The organism is Candidatus Saccharimonadales bacterium (assembly GCA_035480635.1).
Taxonomy (GTDB): Bacteria; Patescibacteriota; Saccharimonadia; order UBA4664; family DATIHN01; genus DATIHN01.
Genome location: DATIHN010000001.1, coordinates 1 through 15,736 on the forward strand (window position 1 = coordinate 1; position 15,736 = coordinate 15,736).

The 15,736-nt window shown below is 52.6% G+C and carries 23 protein-coding genes and 1 tRNA gene; 17 read left to right on the forward strand and 7 right to left on the reverse strand.

What is annotated here, in order from left to right:
* The first annotated feature begins 55 nt into the window (after positions 1 to 55).
* From VLE72_00005 to VLE72_00040, 8 genes are all read left to right on the forward strand, one after another.
* Entirely contained in the window at positions 56 to 400 is a 345-nt protein-coding gene (locus tag VLE72_00005; protein HSX14287.1) for a hypothetical protein, read from the forward strand.
* Positions 401 to 431: 31 nt separating this feature from the next.
* The gene (gene gltX / locus VLE72_00010) at positions 432 to 1,898 is read left to right on the forward strand and encodes a glutamate--tRNA ligase (protein ID HSX14288.1); all 1,467 of its coding nucleotides are present in this window, start codon (positions 432 to 434) and stop codon (positions 1,896 to 1,898) included.
* 31 nt (positions 1,899 to 1,929) lie between these two features.
* Positions 1,930 to 3,054: a DUF3048 domain-containing protein gene (locus VLE72_00015; protein ID HSX14289.1), complete on the forward strand. Its 1,125-nt coding sequence runs from the start codon at positions 1,930 to 1,932 to the stop codon at positions 3,052 to 3,054.
* 68 nt (positions 3,055 to 3,122) lie between these two features.
* Entirely contained in the window at positions 3,123 to 3,428 is a 306-nt protein-coding gene (locus VLE72_00020; protein ID HSX14290.1) for a hypothetical protein, read from the forward strand.
* Between the two features lie 34 nt (positions 3,429 to 3,462).
* Entirely contained in the window at positions 3,463 to 3,921 is a 459-nt protein-coding gene (locus VLE72_00025) for a hypothetical protein (GenBank protein ID HSX14291.1), read from the forward strand.
* Complete coding sequence (locus VLE72_00030) at positions 3,918 to 4,262, forward strand: hypothetical protein (protein HSX14292.1); 345 nt, start codon at positions 3,918 to 3,920, stop codon at positions 4,260 to 4,262. The genes VLE72_00025 and VLE72_00030 overlap by 4 nt, the downstream gene beginning before the upstream one ends.
* 100 nt (positions 4,263 to 4,362) lie before the next feature.
* A complete protein-coding gene (locus tag VLE72_00035) occupies positions 4,363 to 4,992 on the forward strand; it encodes a septal ring lytic transglycosylase RlpA family protein (GenBank protein ID HSX14293.1) in 630 nt (209 codons plus the stop codon).
* Complete coding sequence (locus tag VLE72_00040; GenBank protein HSX14294.1) at positions 4,992 to 5,366, forward strand: response regulator; 375 nt, start codon at positions 4,992 to 4,994, stop codon at positions 5,364 to 5,366. The genes VLE72_00035 and VLE72_00040 overlap by 1 nt, the downstream gene beginning before the upstream one ends.
* Before the next feature lie 45 nt (positions 5,367 to 5,411).
* Here VLE72_00040 and VLE72_00045 read toward each other — a convergent pair whose 3' ends face one another.
* The 6 genes from VLE72_00045 to VLE72_00070 form a co-directional block, all read right to left on the reverse strand.
* Positions 5,412 to 5,678, reverse strand: coding sequence for a hypothetical protein (locus VLE72_00045; GenBank protein ID HSX14295.1), 267 nt, complete (start codon positions 5,676 to 5,678; stop codon positions 5,412 to 5,414).
* A 7-nt stretch (positions 5,679 to 5,685) separates the two neighbouring features.
* Complete coding sequence (locus tag VLE72_00050) at positions 5,686 to 5,952, reverse strand: hypothetical protein (GenBank protein HSX14296.1); 267 nt, start codon at positions 5,950 to 5,952, stop codon at positions 5,686 to 5,688.
* Between the two features lie 666 nt (positions 5,953 to 6,618).
* Entirely contained in the window at positions 6,619 to 7,158 is a 540-nt protein-coding gene (locus tag VLE72_00055) for a transglycosylase family protein (protein HSX14297.1), read from the reverse strand.
* 206 nt (positions 7,159 to 7,364) lie between these two features.
* The gene (locus tag VLE72_00060; protein HSX14298.1) at positions 7,365 to 7,661 is read right to left on the reverse strand and encodes a hypothetical protein; all 297 of its coding nucleotides are present in this window, start codon (positions 7,659 to 7,661) and stop codon (positions 7,365 to 7,367) included.
* A gap of 127 nt (positions 7,662 to 7,788) precedes the next feature.
* Positions 7,789 to 8,013, reverse strand: a complete 225-nt coding sequence (locus tag VLE72_00065; GenBank protein ID HSX14299.1) for a hypothetical protein — start codon at positions 8,011 to 8,013, stop codon at positions 7,789 to 7,791.
* A 229-nt stretch (positions 8,014 to 8,242) separates the two neighbouring features.
* Positions 8,243 to 8,434, reverse strand: coding sequence for a hypothetical protein (locus tag VLE72_00070; protein ID HSX14300.1), 192 nt, complete (start codon positions 8,432 to 8,434; stop codon positions 8,243 to 8,245).
* 139 nt (positions 8,435 to 8,573) lie between these two features.
* On the opposite strand from VLE72_00070, the gene VLE72_00075 reads away from it, so the two are divergent.
* A tRNA-Glu gene (locus tag VLE72_00075) sits at positions 8,574 to 8,648 on the forward strand.
* Between the two features lie 341 nt (positions 8,649 to 8,989).
* The gene (locus tag VLE72_00080; GenBank protein HSX14301.1) at positions 8,990 to 9,643 is read left to right on the forward strand and encodes a hypothetical protein; all 654 of its coding nucleotides are present in this window, start codon (positions 8,990 to 8,992) and stop codon (positions 9,641 to 9,643) included.
* Between the two features lie 250 nt (positions 9,644 to 9,893).
* Here the strand turns inward: VLE72_00080 and VLE72_00085 are convergent, their stop codons facing one another.
* Positions 9,894 to 10,211 (reverse strand): hypothetical protein, encoded by a 318-nt coding sequence (locus VLE72_00085; GenBank protein ID HSX14302.1) that lies wholly within the window; start codon positions 10,209 to 10,211, stop codon positions 9,894 to 9,896.
* Positions 10,212 to 10,341: 130 nt separating this feature from the next.
* On the opposite strand from VLE72_00085, the gene VLE72_00090 reads away from it, so the two are divergent.
* The 7 genes from VLE72_00090 to VLE72_00120 form a co-directional block, all read left to right on the forward strand.
* Positions 10,342 to 10,908: a hypothetical protein gene (locus tag VLE72_00090; protein ID HSX14303.1), complete on the forward strand. Its 567-nt coding sequence runs from the start codon at positions 10,342 to 10,344 to the stop codon at positions 10,906 to 10,908.
* Positions 10,909 to 11,017: 109 nt separating this feature from the next.
* Positions 11,018 to 12,817 (forward strand): ATP-binding protein, encoded by a 1,800-nt coding sequence (locus tag VLE72_00095; GenBank protein HSX14304.1) that lies wholly within the window; start codon positions 11,018 to 11,020, stop codon positions 12,815 to 12,817.
* A 39-nt stretch (positions 12,818 to 12,856) separates the two neighbouring features.
* On the forward strand, positions 12,857 to 13,222 hold the full coding sequence (locus VLE72_00100; protein ID HSX14305.1) for a response regulator: 366 nt from the start codon (positions 12,857 to 12,859) through the stop codon (positions 13,220 to 13,222).
* 115 nt (positions 13,223 to 13,337) lie between these two features.
* On the forward strand, positions 13,338 to 13,571 hold the full coding sequence (locus VLE72_00105; GenBank protein ID HSX14306.1) for a hypothetical protein: 234 nt from the start codon (positions 13,338 to 13,340) through the stop codon (positions 13,569 to 13,571).
* Between the two features lie 21 nt (positions 13,572 to 13,592).
* The gene (locus tag VLE72_00110; protein HSX14307.1) at positions 13,593 to 14,270 is read left to right on the forward strand and encodes a pseudouridine synthase; all 678 of its coding nucleotides are present in this window, start codon (positions 13,593 to 13,595) and stop codon (positions 14,268 to 14,270) included.
* Complete coding sequence (locus tag VLE72_00115) at positions 14,258 to 15,166, forward strand: serine hydrolase (protein HSX14308.1); 909 nt, start codon at positions 14,258 to 14,260, stop codon at positions 15,164 to 15,166. The genes VLE72_00110 and VLE72_00115 overlap by 13 nt, the downstream gene beginning before the upstream one ends.
* Positions 15,145 to 15,736 (forward strand): GTPase (locus VLE72_00120; protein ID HSX14309.1); only part of this gene is annotated, 592 nt, incomplete at its 3' end. The genes VLE72_00115 and VLE72_00120, both read left to right, overlap by 22 nt.

Genomic DNA, 15,736 nt, shown 5'->3' on the forward strand with positions numbered 1-15,736 from the left:
TATAGTATCCAGGGCAACGAACACTTAAACCGAGAACAACTCTTAAAGATCGCTTATGGACTCTAATGATGCCGGTTGGGATCGCTTAGTCGATGCCGTCGACCTAAAATTTGGGCTTAGTGACCACGGCCGCTACGAAGAGGCGCTGCCCGATCGCAGTGATTTAACTAGGCGGGTTCAATTTGTGACCTTCAAGCGCGGGGGCCAGGTTTATAAAATGGAGCGGGTAACCGGGCCAGCCATTGTGGAGCGCAAATCGCATTATCACAAGTCTGCTGGTCAGGCCACCCGGTTCGAGAATATCTATGACCCGGATGAGATCAGCCACAAAACCAATGTTTACGTTCAGACGGGCAGTGATTGGGAGCCAATAAGCCTTGAAGACTTGGCGCTCGATTGATTGGCTTAAGTCAAGGCGCTAAGCTTAAGTTATGAGTTCTAATATTCGCGTCCGCTTTGCGCCCAGTCCAACTGGGTTACTGCATATTGGCGGGGTTCGGACCGCCTTATTTAATTACTTATTTGCTCAACAAGGTGGCGGTCAATTTATTTTGCGCTTGGAAGATACCGACCAAGAACGGTTTGTGCCAGAGGGCGTCAAACAGATTGTTGAGGGTTTAAGCTGGTTGAGCCTGGAACCCGATGAGGGATTTTGGATCAGCCATGGCAAACAAAAGGGAATCGACTACATCCAATCCAACCGCCACCAAGCGGGGGCCTATCAACAATGGGCCAATAAGTTGGTCGAAGCCGGTTTGGCCTATCGATCGCAGATCGCACCGGAAAAGTTCAAGCAGTTAAAAGCGGCGGCCGAAAAATCCGGCCAACCATGGGTTTATCGCCGGACTATGGAAGAGGCCGCCAAGGGTGATCATGACCAGCATCCAATAAGAGTAGATGTTGCGGCTGTTGCAAAGAAGTTGGGCTGGAACCAAATTACTTGGCGCGATGAGATCAGGGGAGAGTTTGAGACTGGCTTAGGCTTGATCGAAGACTTTATCATTATAAAAAGCGACTCTTACCCAACCTACAACTTTGCTAATGTCATTGACGATCACGATATGAAAATTAGCCAGGTAATCCGCGGCGATGAGTTTATTGCCTCCACCGCCAAGCACGTTTTGCTCTACGGAGTTTTCGGTTGGGATCAACCAGACTTTATTCACTTGCCAGTCATCAACGGTAGCGACGGCAAAAAGCTAAGTAAGCGCACTGGCGATACCGACATTTTGGAATATCGAAAGCAGGGTTATTTAGCTGAGGCTGTTATTAACTTTCTAGCGCTGTTGGGTTGGAACCCCGGCAGTGGCGAAACCCAAGAGATTTTTAGCCGTAGTCAACTAACTAAGCGCTTTTCGCTCGAGCGGATCCAGAAAAGTCCGGCCGTTTTTGATCCAGCCCGGCTCGATTGGATGAACGGGGAATACATTCGGGCCATGAAGCCAGAAGAGTTGCTGAATCAGCTGGTGGCCTTTTTGGGCGAAACCAACCTTGCAGTCCAACTCAAACATGATCCGGCCTATTCGCTAGCTGCGATTGAGCTAATCCAGGAACGAATGAAGAAATTGTCCGAAGCCCAAGAACTACTCGGATTCTTCTTTAACGACCCCGACCCCAGCCAGCTAGAACTGCCACATGGCGATGCGCATAAATATCTAGAAGTCACTGCCCAAGTGTTATCTCAAAATCAAGACATTTTTAGCGACGCCAAGGATTTAGAAAAACTGATGCGCCAAAAGGTTCTAGAGCAAGCCGGAGCCGATAAACCGGGGCCGCTCTTTATGGCCGTTCGAATAGCCATCACCGGGCAAACCGCCACCCCAGGGCTATTTGAAACTATGGTGGCTCTAGGACCGGAGACGGTATTGCGTAGGCTGAAAGCCGCAGCGACTGCTTAATTAAGCATAAGATCTTTGCTATAATCAATCTATGTCGCCAGAACAATCCGATCACCCAGATGCCCCAGCCGAGCCAGCCAATCACCCGGCGCCAAAACGCCGACTTGATCTGAAAAAGTGGATTAGTGACCATAAAGTTTGGACCGGTCTAATTGCGGCCGCCATTATTTTGATCCCGGCCGGTGTCTGGGCCTACTTGCATTATCATCACAAACCAAAATCTGAGCCCTCGGCTCAATCGGCCGAACCGGCACCGGTCTTGCAGCCAGCCACTGTGCCAGACCCGCTAACCGGTTTGGAGGTGACACCTCAAGTCGCAGCTCAACCGGTCTTTGGAGTGGTCATCGAAAACTCACCGGAGGCCAGGCCGCAGTCGGCTCTAAGTTCGGCTGGAGTGGTTTATGAAGCCCTGGCCGAGGGCGGCATTACGCGCTTCCTGGCCGTTTTTCAGGATCAACAACCGGCCAGCATCGGACCGGTTCGTTCGCTTCGGCCCTACTTTATCGATTGGATTCAAGAATACAACAATGCTCCAATTGCCCATGCTGGCGGATCGGCTCAAGCTTTGGGCGAAGTCGGTCCTTTGGGTGTTAAAAGTATGAATGGCTTAATTTATTCGGCTAACTTCCAGCGCGTCAGTGATCGATTTGCCCCGCACAATCTCTACACTTCGACTAGTTCGCTTTTGTCTTTAATGCAGAGGTTGGGCTATACCACCGCCCCCAGTTTTACTAGTTGGGCCTACAAAGCCGATGCCGCCGAGGCCACACCCAGCCACCCCAGCATCACCATCACATATTCATATCCCTTGTTTACCGCAAAATACAGCTTTGATGCCAACTGCGATTGCTACGCTCGGGCTCTGGCTGGTGCCGCCCACATCGATCGCAACACCAACCAACAAATAAAGGTTAAAAACGTGGTGGCCATCACCGTTCAAACTAGCTACGACGCCTCTGGCCATGCCCTAATGACAACGGTTGGCTCGGGCAAGGCCGTGATCTTTCGTGATGGGGGAGCCGTGGTTGGGACCTGGAAGAAAGACGCTCGCACCTCTCGAATCAAGTTTTTGGATGCGACTGGCGCCGAAATCCAGCTTGATCGCGGAAATACTTGGATTAGTGTGGTGCCGCAAACGGGTAGTGTCATCTACTAGAGTACTTGACTAATTCTGGCTTAGGCTTAAAATTCATTTGTCCGTGTCCTTTTGCGAAAGGCTAAATCGTGACCGTTCAATTCTCGGATCAGAAATCTGTGCCCGCCAACGGGCGTCCCGATGCAGGCACCATCTGGGCCTACGTTGGTAGCGGTTATGAACACCCGGTTTTAGTGGAAGTCAGTCGAACAGGAGTCGATTTCCACCTGAACTTCTATACCTTCACCGAAGCATCCGACGGCCCCAGCGACGTGCACGAACCCGTTCCAACCAGACTGCTGGCTTTGGACGTTCAAAGTTTCCGCGAGCTAGAAGGTAGCGGGTTGCTGGTCGAGATCGGAGCGATGAGCTCACAACTTCAATTACGGGTCTGAGCCAGACCACATACGCAACTTGAAAAGAGGCCGCATGGATACGCTAGAGCTAGACGATGCCAGCCTGTTTGATGCCATCATGCACGAACCAAGTGGTCTTTATGTCTTCTGGCGCTTCCGGAAACGCTCTCACTTGGCCGAACTCAGCCTCGTCTTCCACGAACATCGCTTGGGTCAGCCAGCAGTCGAGCCGCTGCCAGGGTTCCTCTATCCAATGCCGACCCAAATCGAATTCGGCAAGGGCGGCAGAGTTAAGCGTCTGGCTTGTTGCTGGACATTCGATCAGATCTACAATGCCCAGCCGTGGGGCATGATCGGAGGCGCCGTCGGTGTTAGGGTACAGCGACTCGTTTCTGACCTTTGCGACCAAGCTTTCGAGCTGGGCTGCGATGGCTGGCTGCGCGTCCCCGATGGCGACATCGACGAGCTAGTGAAAGCATGGACGAACCTCCACGAACGTAGTGCTGCCCCGCATCATGAAAGTCAGGCATGATGCCAGCCACCGTAACCGACTTTCTGACGGCGTTCATCGCCGAGGCCTTTGATGGCACTGATGGGTGTTTAAAGAGGCGAGCCGAACCCTTGCTCGATGAAATGGCTAAGACTCTGCTGCACCTATTCGACGACCGAGAGTTTTTGTCGGCAGAACTCCAAGACCAACTGCCGCAAGCCCTCAAACAGTTCTTTGCCACAACCCCGCGCTGGTTCAGCGTCGAGTTGTTCGAAGAAAGCTTTGAGCAGCTCCACGTCAACCTCCCGGACGATGCCTGGGAAGTTGTTTCACCCCATTTGCGGATTTTCAGCATCGGGGGGAAACATCGAACAGGTAGCTGATTTAACCAAAAATACCCGGGGAGCAAAACGCTCCTCGGGTCTCGACATTTCATAACGCTTATGCAATAATTGAATCAATCCGCTTTCGGCGGATGAGGGTATGAAAACCAAAACCAAGAAGAAGCTCAAACACGTTCACCACGTGGTGACCAAAAAGAAGCTGGTCAAAAAGCGGACCTCGCAGCGATTCTTGCGTGGTTTTTTTATTACTGTAGCCATGATCAGCACCAGTGGGCTAGCATTTGCCATAGCCACCACCAAGCCAACCTTGAGCTTGGAGGTGCACACCAAAATCAAGGCGGGCACGACGCTGACGATCGATTCTGGCCCCTCAACCCCAGCCGATCAAGTCGGCCAAGCTTCTTGGTACGCCATTGGCTTGCCACAGCCAGATGCGCTAACTTGTGCATCGACCAAGTACGGTCGCGGGACTTATTTGCAAGTCAAAAACAAACGTAATGGCCGCACCGTTATTTGTTTGGTTAATGATTATGGACCCGAGGCTTGGACCCACCGAGTGATAGATCTCTCTCGTGGTAGCTTCCGGGTTATTGAAAACCTCGGTAGTGGAACCACCCCAGTCGAAGTTCGGGTAGTGCCGCCGCCGCCGTCCGGAATCACTCTACCGCTGCCCAAGTCGCTTAGTTCCTACCTAGGCTACAGCCTCTGCCGCCAAAGCCACAATGCCACCTTCTGTGAAGCTAACCGCCAAAAGCAGCCGAGTTTGTGATGGCTGAACCCAAGCGCATTTTGTTTATTGAGGATGATACTCCGGTAGCCGATATGTATACCGAGGAGCTCAAGAGTAAGGGGTTTCAGGTTGAAGTGGTGGCCGATGGCACCACCGGGCTGAAGCGCGCCACAAATAATCATTACGATATTCTATTAATTGATTTGATGATTCCAAAACCAGATGGGGTCGAGGTGGTTAATCGTTTGCGCGGTAAAGATGGCACCGGCTTGCGCAATTCCAAATTGGTCGTTTTTACCAATGTGGTGTTAGACGACAAAGCCTTCCAGAAACTAAACTCTCAAGTTGATAAATATCTAATTAAAGCCAATACTATTCCCAGCAAATTAGTCGAAGAGCTAAATAGTTTATAAAGAGAAAGCCCACGCCGGGGAACGTGGGTTCTCTCGTACGTGGGCTCAAGTGACAACGGCGTCGTCCGATGGAAACCTTGGCATCCCAGCTGCAGTTGGCGACAGGACCATGGCCCAATCATTGATGGCACACTCGACTTCATCGACCTCAGTCCGGAGATAGGCGATGCGCTCCTCGTCGACCCGCAGTATGCCCTGGTGCATCTCCAGCACCATCAACTCGCCGCGAAGGCTCCCCAGAAAAACCTGGAGCCAGATGATCTTGGCCAGGACGTCGTTGGCGGTGTATTCCTTGGGCTCTATGGTGGTCATGGTGCTCCTAGACGTTAAGGGCGACGGCGGCGTTGATCCAGAACACGGCCCAGACCAGTGAGGCTCCAAAAGCCAAACCGAGCTGCCAAACCGGCGGCATGTTCCAGATAGTGCCGGTGTAGTAGGCGTGGTTGAAGGAGACGATCAGCCAGACGTATCCGCCAATCAGCGGAGCGAGTCCGATTAGGACGAGGATTACCCGGACAAAGCCTGTGATGATGAGATGGTTATCCCACCAAGTTGGCTCGCCCCGGTAAGAGGCCAGACTTCTCATGGTTTTCCTTTGGGTCCGCTCGGATGTCCGAGCAACGAATGTTACATATCAATCGGGCTGATCAGTCGGCACCGAATCTCAACGACCAGGTGAGGAAGACCCCGAACCAAACTATGACGAGGAGAGTCGCTGTCAGCAAAACCCACAACGGCGGAAAGACGGGCTCAAAGCCCGCGACTTCCGAGTGTTGGATTGTGATGCTGACCCATACCACCCCCGCCACGTAAGGAGCCATCCCGATCAAAAACAAAGCTGTTTTGACGACAAACTTAGGAATGGGATGATCCCACCACCAGGTCGAATCGCCAAGTAAGGTCTCCCAAAATGTCATTCTGCTTCCTTCGGGTCCGCTCGGGAGTCCGAGCAACGAATGTTACGCGAACTTGAGATTGCTCAATTCTACTATAAAAATGTTGCTTTGTCAACTTTAGTTTGCCTATACAGCAGATTGCGAAGGGTTAAGTAGTGGGAGTAAGTAAATGAGCAATCTACTCAAGATGATCAAGAAAAGAAACCCACCCCACCTTTTTTTTGTATCGACAGCAATAAAAGGTATTACAGGGGTAAGAAGAGTGAGCTTACACAAAAAATTGGTGGGGAGAGAAATTGAAAATTGGTATGCAAAAAGCCCACTCAGATGAGGGGCTTTTTGCGGTTGACCTGTACTTAGATCAGTCCCAACTTGCGTGAGCAGGCGGGCCAAGGGGCCCAGCCGCGTCGGGCTTGGGTCTCGCGGGCTTTCTCGTCCTGAACGCTGGCCGGAGCCAGGTCGGGTCGAGCATAACCGGCGAAGTTTGACCAAGTCGACAAGTTGTACTGGTAAGCACCAAAGTAACCGTTGCCGGAGTTTCGGGCATAATTGTTGCCCGATTCACACATCCGCAAGCGGTACCAGACGTCGCCAGTGACCGGGCCGGTTACGACCCGCTGACGGCGATGGCGCCGAGCGGCAGCAGCGGCTGCATCAGCCTGAGCCTTAGCAGCTTGGGCGGCGCGCAGTGGTGCTAGTACCTCAGTATCAAAGTTAGGAGCGGTGTCCGTAGCTTGAACGAGGTCTGGACTGTTAAGGTTTAGGGTAACGTTTGGGTTTTGGGTCTCAACTTGGGCCGGAGCCTGAGTCGAGTCGGTGGCTACAACTGGAACAGTGTGAGCCACCTGGGCTACTAGTAACAACGGGGTTACAAGTAGCTGTAGTCGGTTACGCATAGATTGTGAGTAAACTCACCCTCCCTCAGCGCAGCCTCCTTTCTTTGTTAGCAAAACTCCACCAAAAAAGAGACCTGAACGAACAGATCTCTCGATGGATAAGTGCAATTCTACACCATAAGCGTTATTGTGTCAACCCCTTTGTTCGGGCATGTTCGGTATAAAGTTTCGGCCCCCAAACCGTAATGGTCTGGGGGCCTTGCTGGCTACTGGCGCAGGATGGAGTCATTCATGTTGGCAGGGGCATCTTTGCCAGTCGGATCTTGACCGCCTTCGACGTGACGGACTCCGCCGCCGTACCGCTGCCGCCGGGGGCCGGGCGGTTGGGCAATTTCGCGCTCACGCCTAGCCAGCTCAGCCTGACGCTGCAAATTCGGATCCCGGGCGTTGCGCTCAATCGTAATCAGGCGCTGCTGACGCGGGGTAATTGGTTTGCCGGCGTCCAAGTTGGCCAAAACCTTTTTGCGTTCGCCTTTGGCGAAGGGGCTGTCCTGAGCGGGCATCTGAGCCTTCCTTTTTCAATGAATGGGACGGCACTACTTTACAAGATTTACCGTCCAATGTCTATAAGCAAAAGTAAGAGAGCCTCCCGCGAACGGGAGGCTCTCTCTCGAACGCGGAAGGCTCGGGTTAGCGACTGGTTTGCTCCACCCGGCGCTGCCATCTGTCTTTCATGACGATGAAGGCGACGACGATACACTCAGCCGCAACCACAAATGCGATGAAACGAGCAAAGTGGTCAAGGCCTCTGAGACCGAAACTGACACCGAAACCCGCCAGGACGAGGAAACCGAAGATGACACCAAAGATTGCTATGAAGCAACCATCGGCTATCCGGTAGCGCGCGTGGCTCATGGCCGCTCCTTTCGAGTAGACCGATCTTTGCGGAGAATGAACACGCAGGCAATCACTATGACGACGATGTCTAAGGCGAGATCAACGGCTCTGTGGTGAGCAGCATCGAACATCGCAAACACCGCGAAAGCTGCCGCCAGGAAGTATCTCGGCTGCATCGCCGCTCCTCTCAGTAGAAAGATGGACGTTTACACGGATCGTGAACGATCTTGGCTACCGAGATGCAGCATCATCGCCGCACCTTTTTGGGCTTGAACTCGTTGGGGTGGCGAGTGGAATTCAGCATCCAAATCACGATGCCGACGACCGCAATCACGGACAATGTCGCACTCAGCAAGTTGGGCAGAAGGCCGCCATAGCGGCTCAGCCACAGCACCAACGCAATCGATACAACGGCTAGTGGTAGTGCGAGATGCCGCATCTGGCACTCCTCTCGGGTCAGACAAATTGTCAGGGAACTTTTTGAGAACTGGTTGTGATTATACGATATAACCTGAGTTTTGTCTACGATATAACCTCGACACAACCCCGCAAACATGTTAAAGTTGTTCAGTTGATAAGGCCCCATCGTCTAGTGGTTAGGACGCCAGGTTCTCATCCTGGTAACCGGAGTTCGAATCTCCGTGGGGTCACCAAGTCATAATAAGAGGCTAAAGCCTCTTTTTTAATACAGCCAAATTCGTGGTCTAAAATAAAAGCTGAAGGAACCTATAGAATAATTTTGCGCCAACTTGCCCAAATGACTATATTAGTGTAAAGTTTGCTCGTCCGTCGACTAGGAGGAAGTCGCGTGAAGTCCATTGCAACTAAGTACCGGCAGTTCGACGAAGGATGGCTGGCGGACCACGTTGGTCCCTTCTTTGCCATAGTCTTTGTGACCCTCATGGTAACGGGTTGTCTACTCGGAGTTGTTCGTTCGAACGAGCTCTCGAGCGGTTGGCGTAAGCACTCAGCCCATGTGATAGTTGCGGGGACCGTGCCGATCAAAAGTAACGACCGGCTCGTCAAGAGCACTGTCTCTTGGCAAAACAACGGGCAGCAGTTTTCGCGAAGCTTCAACTTGGAGTGGTGGAAGCATGTTGGCACCTCGATGAGCGTTTGGACCAAGGGCTCCGCGGGCGCTCTATCGGACCCCACGGGTCCGAGAAGTGCCATTTTTGCCGGAATTGTCCTGGGCTTTGTTGCGGGAGCTGTCATTTTCTTCATTCTCCTCGGGCTCAGCGCTATCTCCGGCGCACTTGTCGAAAGTTACGCAGCCAAAGAAGCTAAGGCCCGGGCGGAGGGAGATGCGGATAGAGCGGCGCCCGCAACCCGCGAAGAATTCATCGAGCTCTGCCGCACTCATAGCAAGATCACGGTTACTCCAGACGACGTCATAGCGCTGGGCGCTTGCAGCACGGGCGTTTACACATTCCGTGACATCCACTTCCCGGGAAGAGACACTGTCACACTTGGAGAACTAGTCAGGTTCATGGACAGGAATAACGTCTACTGGAGCTGGGTGATGAAGGTTGCCAACTCCAAACTGCGCGATGTAGGCGTAGTCCGCTCGGACTATTTCTACTCAGGCTTTGTGCGCACTCCGACCGATTGGCTCGAAGACGAGGTAACTGCATCAGCAGACTCATAGCGTCGATTCCGCTGGCTTTCCTCCCGCTTAGCGGGACCAGTCTCTTAGTAATAAGGGACTGGTCCCGTGCCTACCTAAGGTCTCAAGTTCTTGATAGTTTAGGTAGACAACGATGCTACACCAGGCTAACAGTTCGCTCTTGACTTGGTGTCAACTCAAAATCTGATAGTTCGCCAAGTATTAATAAATGAAACCCCGCCCACTGCCTCGCAACTAGTGCGAGACTGTGAGCGGGAGGTGTGCCCAGGGCTTACTCCTTCTTGGACTTGTGGCTGGGGATCAACATCCGCGCCACGATGTAGAGCACGCCGGCGATGGCCGCAACCGTCACCGGCAGAGCCAGGAAGTTGCGGTAGAACCAGGCGGTCAGGCTGGGCACCAGGCACGCAATGATGAGGACCACGATGGTGACTATTGCCCTTATCGGTGTGCCAAAGAGCCAGCGGGGGAGTGAATGACGGAATTCAGACCAGCTATTCATGTTGACTCCAAGGGTTTTGGGCTCAGGTTGAGCCACGAGATGGGTGAGGACTTTGGGACGACCAGTTTGATCAGTCCAACACCACATTTATAGCATAAGAAGTTCTAGTTGTCAATTGTAAGAGTCATATTTTAGGAAAACTGATTGACACAATCACGCTTTAATGTTACTATTTGGCTCTTGACCGCTATTCGGCGGTCCGTACCGGGAGTAACAAATGGATCTCACTAACGTCTTTGGCGTAAACGTTTTGGCTCAGTTCGTGAAATGGTTCCACGGCCCCTTCGCCGTGGAATTCACGGAACAGTTCCCTGGTAAGGGCCTGACACTGGTCATTCTAGACCCCGACATGACCTGCGACGCCATGCTTTCCTGGCAGGATCCGATGAGATATCGCATGTTCGTCGCACATCAGGGCAGCGTGACCGTCGCCGAGGCCCTCAATGGCACGCTCGAAAACGTCATTGGCAAACTGCACTTCTGCCTGCGTACTGGCTACGCCTCGGTCAAAGCTGAGACCATGAAGTACCTCGTCCGTGAAGGCGACTTCCCTCATGAGGGAGCGGGTGAGTACCGCGACCACTTCGGCGGTGCATCCGGCCTCGCTAAAGAGGACGACTGGAAGATTTACTGCCAGTGCGTCGACAAGTTGATCGAGTTACTCGACGACGCCATCGGCCGTGCCATGGAGCGAGCAGAAGTGCTACGCCATGATGCGGCTGCCCCAGCCGGCGTCAAGTACCTGCACCACATCAACCTGGCTGAGATAGCTACTGAGGCCTAAGCGCCCTGAGCCCCGATTGGAGTTTCGACTCCGGTCGGGGCTCTAATCTTTATAAATTGATTTCGGCACCCAAATTCGCCATAATACTTCTGGAAGCTTAAGCATTTACATGGAACCAGCCCAAAAGCGATATCGCATTTTTGCCAGTGTCCTAGCCGTCATTGCCGCCATGGTTATTTCTGGCTTGGCTGTGCTATTTCGGTATCGGCCCGAAACGGCCTTGAATGCTGGTGCCGCCGTCGGTTGTTTTGTGCTTTCAACCCTAGTGCTAGCTTATTACCTGAGTTTCCATCAACTGCTCAAACACAAGTTAGAGAAATTTTCGACCATTATTGTGGCTATTATCTCCGCTGCCTCGATCTGGCTAGTCATTAGTCAAACAGGTGGACTCGATTCACCCTATTTGGCGTTGTGGCTGGCTTTTGTAGCCGCTCTGGGCGTTTTGGGCCGCTGGGAGCCGATATTGGCCGCGGTTGGCACAATTGCCGTCTACGGCATTAACATTGCCACCGCTCACCCCCAGGGGAGACTCCTAGGCCAGCGCTTGGGCCAGTTGGGGCTTATTATTATTGCAACTGGCGTGGGAGAGTGGCTAGCAGCTAGACCGTTTGGCCAGTCTGATAAGGCTAATCCAGCCCAAGCCAACGCTAGCTTGAGCGAAGAGCAGTTAAAAACTCAGGCCTTAATGTCGAGCATGGGGGAGGGCGTCATTGTGGTCAACGCCGCTCGCCAAGTTCAGCTCTTTAACCGAGCGGCTCAACTTTTAACCGGTTGGGATGAGCCTTCAGCTAAGAACTTGGATTACCGCACAGTCCTAAAGCTCAAAACCGCCAAAGACCAAGACATCAGCGATAACATCGATCCCTTTATGCAGGCATGGCGCAGCCAAACCGGCTTTGTCTCGAACGATTTAGTTGTGACCACGCAGGCTGGGCGAAAGTTCAGCGTTACCATTACCACCTCGCCAATCTACGACGCCAAAGGTACTCTGACCGGAGGCATTGCGCTATTTCGTGATATTAGTGCCGAAAAAGAGGTGGAGCGCCAGCGCAATGAATTTATTTCAACAGCCTCGCACGAAATGCGCACGCCAATTGCGGCCATCGAAGGCTATATAGCGCTGGCCACCAATCCAACCACGGGCACCATCGACGATCGAGCCAAGGGCTATTTGGATAAAGCCCACCAAAGCATCCAAGACCTGGGTGAACTCTTTAAAAACTTGTTGGTCATCACCAAGCTTGAAGACAAACAGCTGGCTGATAAAATTGAAGCCGTTAATTTGACCGAGCTAGTTAAAAAAGCCGTTGAAGATATGACGGTCAGTGCCCAAAAGAAGGGCTTAACCCTAAAGCTCAGTAGCGCTGAGGCGACCAACGCCGCTGGTTCAAACACCATTGCACCGATTTATAGCGTGCAGGCCAACCCCGAGCGACTGCGCGAAGTCACCATGAACTTAATTGAAAACGCCATTAAATACACCCCGGCTGGCCAGGTTAGTGTGTCGCTGGCGAGCAGTGGCGGAACTGTGACGGTCGGGGTGACTGATACCGGGATGGGTATTGCTAGCGAAGACCTGCCACACTTGTTCCAAAAATTCTACCGAATTGATAATTCGGCCACCCGCACCATTGGCGGCACCGGGCTGGGCCTCTACATTTGCCGCACTATTATTGAACTCTACAACGGCCGGATCTGGGCCAAAAGCCAGCTGGGGCAAGGTTCAACTTTTTACTTCCAGCTACCACTACTTAAAAACGAAGCCGAGACGATTCGAGCTAGCTCGAGCCCTCAAACCGGCGCCAACCAGATGATTAACACCACGCCGCTAGCCACCAGCCCGGCCGTACCGATCGATGCGGTGCAGGCCCCGGCAGCCAAGACGGCGCCAGCCATTGCGCAACCTTAGCCCAGTTTGTTAAGCTAGAGCTTAAGAACTAAGGGTCCTATGCCAAAAATTCTGCTAGTCGAAGACGACATCAATCTGCGCGATATCTACAGTGCCCGGTTTCAGGCTGAGCAATACCAAGTCGTAACGGCCTCCGACGGCGAGGAGGCTCTAGCCACGGCTGTGCGTGAACGCCCCGATCTGATTGTGCTCGACGTCATGATGCCAAAAATCAGCGGTTTTGACGTGCTCGACATTTTGCGCTCAACGCCCGATACCAAAAACACCAAGGTCGTGATGATGACGGCCCTCGACCAACAATCCGATAAAGAACGGGGCCAAAAACTAGGAGCCAACGAATACTTGATCAAATCCCAGGTCACGCTCGAAGACGTCGTTAAAACCGTCAAGCAACTACTGGGTTAGCCGAAGCCAAAACTTACTAAAAAGTTGGACCTGACCAGGGTCCATTTTTGGATTAATGGCGCTTATGTAAACTAGGCCGCAGTGTTAGCATCGGCTCTAGGAAGGGAGGTGGAAGATGGACGAGCCAACTCGCGATTACGAGGAGCAGCCGCGCTCAGCCGAGCATGACTTTTACGAAAGTCTGGCTCAGCCGTTGCCGTCGCTCTACGATGCCGGCCTCGAGCCGCCGGAAGCAGAGACTGACCAATTTTTATCACCTTGGGCCATCATCGGTGTTATTGTGCTGGGCCTCTTAGTTATTTTGGCCCTACTAGTAGCGCTGGGTGTTTTTAGCAACATCCCGGCTTGAGCCCGTGATATCATAGGGCCAATGAGGCTGAATCAATTTTTGGCCCGGGCCACCGGGATGAGCCGACGCGGGGCTGACCAGGCTCTTGCGAGTGGTCGAATTAGCGTTAATGGCCAAGTGGCAACTCTCGGTCAACAGATTGATCCGGCTAAGGATCTAGTCGAGTCTGATAATAAAACCCTCGAGCTAGCGCCCGCGATTACGATTATCTTGAACAAACCAGTTGGCCTAGTGACCAGCCGCCGTGGCCAGGGTAGCGGCACAATTTATGATTTGCTACCAAAAGACTTACAAAACCTAAAACCAGCCGGGCGCCTGGATAAAGGTAGTTCTGGTTTGTTGGTTTTAACCAATGATGGCGCTTTGGCTCAGAGCCTCATCCACCCCAGCCGAGCCAAAACCAAATGTTATCAAGTCAGGCTTGATCGAGCACTCGAACCAGCTGATCGCATGAGTTTGGAGACTGGCGTCCAACTGCGTGAAGGTTTGAGTGTCATTAAGGTAACCCGGCAACAGCATAATCGGATCGAAGTAGAGCTTCAAACCGGCTGGAATCGACAGATTCGGCGCACCTTCGAAGCTTTGGGGTACCAAGTGCTGAGTCTCCACCGCACCAGCATTGGTCCATTGCAGCTGGGCCAATTAAAACCGGGTCAGTGGCGTGATCTCAGCGAGCAAGAGCAATCGTGGTTGGATTAATTATTGGACTTATAGCCTTGATGCAGCTGGTTGGCTTAACCGGTTTGAGAGCGCCAACAGATTGGTTGACCAGCCGAGCTCAAGCGCCATCCCATGAAGTCCAAATGCCAGCCTACCATACTCAATCTACTCCAGTCGGGGCAGTCCCAAATCTGAATTTATCAGCTGGCGGAGTTATCGCTATCGATGCGGCCACCGGGCAAGTCTTGTATCAAAAAGCGGCCGATCAGCCCCGCGCGATTGCTTCAATTACTAAAATCTTTACAGCTCTCGTCATCCTGCGCGATCATAATCCGGACGAAACCGTTACCGTGCCGGTGCTGCCAGCTTATCCCAATGGAGCCGTGACTTTAGGACTAGTGGCCGGCCAGCAGTTTAAACTGGGTGATTTAGTTAAAGCCGCCTTAATCCCATCGGCCAACGATGCCGCTGATACACTGGCCATCTACGACGCTGGTTCGGTGGCTAATTTCGCTACTAAATTAAATTCCCTAGCGGCTAGCTGGGGCCTAACGAATCTGCACTTAGCCAATGCCAACGGACTTGATGATACCGGCAACAATGCCTCGCCCCAAGCCTTGGCTAGTGCCGCTAGATTATTGCTAGCTAGTCCGAGCGCCAAGGTGGTTGCGGCAACCAGCGATGGCTACATCAGCGACCTCAGTGGCCACCAATATCATTTGATTAGCACCAATGAGCTATTGAAAGATCCCAGTTTTTCTGGTATAAAAACAGGTTATACGCCGGTGGCCGGACAATGTTTGCTAGCTACCTCCAACATTCATGGCCATAGTGTCATTACCGTGGTCCTGGGTAGCCAAGACCGATTCGGCGAAACCAAGCAACTAACTCAAGCGATCGAGCGCTCAATTACATGGCCAGAACCCCCATCGTAGCAATTATCGGCCGGCCCAACGTTGGCAAATCAACCTTGTTTAATCGCTTGGTTGGTTCACGTATGGCCATTACGGCCAGTGAAAGCGGCACCACCAGGGATGCCGTAATTGGTGAGGTCAGCTGGGGTAAGTATCATTTGACTCTAACGGACACTGCTGGTTTTGATAGTCCCGGCGATGAAATTGCTAGCCAAGCTTTGGATCAACTCAAAGCGACCGCCAATGATGCCGATGTCGTCATCGTGGTGGTTGATGCGACAACCGAACCAACTAATCAAGATAAAGCCGCTGCCAAACTGGCATTAAAAACCAAGAAGCCGGTGCTGCTTGCCATCAACAAATCGGACATCAAAGGGGCATCCGCTAGCTTCGAACGGCTAGGAATTTCCCAGCAAGTTCGAGTTTCGGCTATCCACGGCCGGGGCAGTGGGGATTTGCTGGATCTGGTTTGCAGCCACATTGCGGCTCTGGCACCCTCCGACCAACCACCACTGCTCAAGCTAGCCCTGCTGGGCCGTCCCAATGTTGGTAAATCCAGCATTCTAAACGCTCTCTGTGGTCGGTCGGCTG